General features: G+C 66.4%; 2 protein-coding genes. Both read left to right on the top strand.

The window, feature by feature from the left end; translation table 11 throughout:
- Positions 1-454 (top strand): BTAD domain-containing putative transcriptional regulator (locus SPOPO_RS34680; protein ID WP_033384868.1); only part of this gene is annotated, 454 nt, incomplete at its 5' end.
- A gap of 431 nt (positions 455-885) precedes the next feature.
- On the top strand, positions 886-2,913 hold a 2,028-nt coding region (locus tag SPOPO_RS27095; RefSeq protein ID WP_019873114.1), incomplete at its 3' end, for a DEAD/DEAH box helicase.

Raw genomic sequence — 2,913 nt, 5'->3', positions numbered from 1 at the left:
CCCTGACGTCACCTGCGACTGGGATGACTTCCGCACTCGCGCCCGCCGTGGCCTCGCCGCCGGACCGGCAGGGCGCGCTGACCTGGCCGCTGCGCTAGCACTGGTCCGCGGCCGCCCGTTCCTCGGGGTCAACCCCGCCACGTACACGTGGGCCGAGCCCGACACCCAGGACATGGTGAGCGCCATCGTGGACGTCGCCCAAGCCCTCGCCGACCTCGCCCTCGCCGCCAACGACTACCAACAGGCCCGATGGGCTACCGCGCGCGGTCTCGCGGCCGAGTCGTTTGCCGAGGGATTGCACCGAACCGCCGCCGAAGCGGCAGCAGCCGCCGGGGACCACGACGAAGCCGAACGCATCATCGAGGCATACCGCCGCTCAGTACAGGACCTCGACGCCGACGACGACATCGACGACACCACCGCGACATCCCTCGCCCGTCACCAGTTCGGATAGCGCCACTCTGACGAGCTTCGCCCGACGATGCTCCATCGTGCGGCCTCGTACCTGCGGACCACGTGCACGCGATGCGCCGCCTCGTCGTGGCTCCCGATAGGCCGCTCACCGAACCATGGTCGTCAAGGATGCGAGCCACTGTAGATGGGCAAGGTGTCGCGCAGTCGAGACGTGACGGCGTGAGGTCCACCGGTTCGATCCAAGCCTCGGGTTCTCGGCGCGCGTGGGCTCGAGGCAGTGGTGGCCGAGTCCGGCGTGGTGCACTCGACCGGCTCGTTGGCTCCTAGTGTCCAGCGTCCTCCCATAGGTTGTCTCCTGTGACCAGCAGCACCGACGGAGTGGACCGCCCGGGGCCCGCAGCGCAGGGGACGTCCCTTTTCGAACTGCTCCAGGTGGGGGCCAGTGTCACGGGGTTGGCTGGCGCCGAGCCCGTGAAGATCCTCGCAGTCGAGCGTCTGACCGACGACTCAGCGAGTGTCCTGTACCGGACCGAGTCGGGACCGGTTGAGCGGATTGTCTACGCCAACGCGATCCAGCACATACGTGCCGTCAGGCCGGGACTGGCTTTCAGCTTCGACGCAGACGCCAACGCCTTCCTCCTCGCCGCCGAGGCGCGCCGCATGCGGCTGGCCTACCTCTTCGATCCGCAGGCCGCGCTCGGCACGAGCGACGTGCAGCCACTCCCGCACCAGCTCCGCGCCGTATACGAGACCATGCTCCACAAGCAGCCGCTGCGCTACGTCCTCGCCGACGACCCCGGTGCCGGCAAGACCGTCATGGCGGGCCTCCTGGTCAAGGAGCTGCTCCTGCGCGGCGACGCCGCCAACGTCATGGTCGTTTCGCCGGGCGTTCTCGTCGACCAGTGGGACGAGGAGATGCGGGAGAAGTTCGGGCTCGAGTTCGAGATGCTCACCCGCGACAAGGTCCTCCACGAAGGCAACCCGTTCACCAGGGGCGGCCTGTGGCTGGCTCGCCTGGACGTCCTGGCCCGCAACAGCGAAGGCATCCTCGACAAGGCGTGCGAGATCGACTGGGACCTCGTGATCTTCGACGAGGCCCACAAGATGTCTGCCACCGTCTGGGGAAGCGAGATCAAGAAGACCAAGCGCTACCAGATGGCCGAGGAGATCGGGAAGCACACCCGCAACCTTCTGCTCATGACTGCCACCCCGCACTCTGGCAAGGAGGAGCAGTTCCAACTCTTCATGGCGTTGCTCGACTCCGACCGCTTCGAAGGCGTCGCCCGCGAGGGCAGCCGCAAAGTCGATGTCGACGACCTGATGCGTCGCCTCGTCAAAGAAGAGCTCCGCACCTTCGAGGGCACGCGTCTGTTCCCTGAGCGGTTCGCTTTCACCGTCAAGTACGAGCTGTCCCAACCCGAGAAAGAGCTCTACGTCGCCGTCACCGACTACGTCCGCGAGGAGATGAACCGCGCCGACCAGATCGAAGGCGACAAACGGCGCCGCACAGCCGTCGGCTTCGCGCTCACCACACTCCAGCGCAGACTCGCCTCGTCACCCGCCGCCATCCACAGGTCGATCGAACGCCGCAAGACACGTCTGGAGTCCGAACTGCGCGAGGCCACCCTGTACGCCGCGGTCAAGGGCGACGACGTCGACGTCCCCGAGGACTGGGACGACCTGGACGACCTCACCGACGAGGAACGCGAAGCCCTGGAGGACAAGGCAATTGCGGGCGCGACCAGCGCGCGCACGCCCGAGGAACTGCAGACCGAGATCGCGGTCCTCGACCGTCTGCTCATCAAGTCCTCGGCCGTCAAGTCCTCGCCGACCTACGCGAAGTGGGACGCCCTGCGCGACACCCTTGACGACAACGCCGAAATGCGTGACGACACGGGGGCACGGCGCAAGGTCATCATCTTCACCGAGCACAAGGACACCCTCGACGACCTCGTGGCGCGCCTGACGCAGCACCTCGGACGCGACGACGCCGTCATCACCATCCACGGCGGCACCAAACGCGAGGACCGGAAGAAGGCCAAGGAGACCTTCGAGCAGAACGAGCGATGCGTCTTTCTGATCGCGACCGACGCCGCGGGGGAGGGCGTCAACCTGCACAGGAACGCCCACCTGCTCATCAACTACGACCTGCCGTGGAACCCCAACCGCATCGAGCAGCGCTTCGGTCGGGTTCACCGCATTGGACAGCCGAACACCTGCTTCATGTGGTCCCTCGTCGCCGAAGACACCCGCGAAGGCGACGTCTACGCCCGGCTCCTCGAGAAAATCGAAGAGCAGCGGGCCACCCTCGGGGGCCGCGTGTACGACGTCCTCGGACAGCTCTTCCAGGGCAATGCGCTTCGAGACTTGATGATCGCCGCGATCCGAGAGGCCAACAAACCCGAACGTCAGCGGTACCTCACCGAGATCGTCGATCCGAAGATCTCCAACGGCATCCCTGAACTACTAAGGGCAAACCAGCTCGTCCCGTCCGCCATG

It is taken from the genome of Sporichthya polymorpha DSM 43042 (assembly GCF_000384115.1).
Classification (GTDB): Bacteria; Actinomycetota; Actinomycetes; order Sporichthyales; family Sporichthyaceae; genus Sporichthya; species Sporichthya polymorpha.
The sequence above is the reverse complement of the archived record's forward strand: the minus strand, read 5'-3'. Positions and strand labels throughout refer to the sequence as shown.